The organism is Curtobacterium luteum (assembly GCF_001475545.1).
Classification (GTDB): domain Bacteria; phylum Actinomycetota; class Actinomycetes; order Actinomycetales; family Microbacteriaceae; genus Curtobacterium; species Curtobacterium luteum_A.
Map to the genome: position 1 here is coordinate 1 of NZ_LDQC01000130.1, position 578 is coordinate 578.

The 578-nt window shown below is 68.7% G+C and carries 1 protein-coding gene; it reads left to right on the forward strand.

Features of this window, described 5'->3' with window-relative positions; translation table 11 throughout:
• Nucleotides 1–189 precede the first annotated feature (189 nt).
• On the forward strand, nucleotides 190–578 hold a 389-nt coding region (locus NS184_RS16460), incomplete at its 3' end, for a DEAD/DEAH box helicase family protein (protein ID WP_193750532.1).

The window sequence follows — 578 nt, forward strand, 5'->3', positions numbered from 1 at the left end:
GAGGGAGGGTCGGGTTGCTGAACAGACCGGAGGCTACGACCGGTTCTCATCAGCGGGCTTTGAGGATGCCTGCGGCGGACTGTACGCCGGGCGCGGGTGGTCGGGTCGAGGGATGCGGCCCTGCGCTGTGGGCGATCGGGCCGGGTGTTGTCAGTGGTCGCGGCTACCGTGGTGGGCATGGCAGTCGACATCGAGCCCACGCGGGCGGTGCGCCCGTTCGAGGTGATCAGCGAGTACTCGCCGAGCGGCGACCAGCCGGCGGCGATCGCGGAGCTGGCCGGTCGCATCAACGCCGGTGAGACCGATGTCGTGCTCCTCGGCGCCACCGGGACGGGCAAGTCGGCCACCACGGCGTGGCTGATCGAGCAGGTGCAGCGTCCGACCCTCGTGCTCGCGCACAACAAGACCCTCGCGGCGCAGCTCGCGAACGAGTTCCGCGGCCTGCTGCCGAACAACGCGGTCGAGTACTTCGTCTCGTACTACGACTACTACCAGCCCGAGGCCTACGTCCCGCAGACGGACACCTTCATCGAGAAGGACTCCTCGGTCAACGCCGAGGTCGAGCGACTCCGCCACTC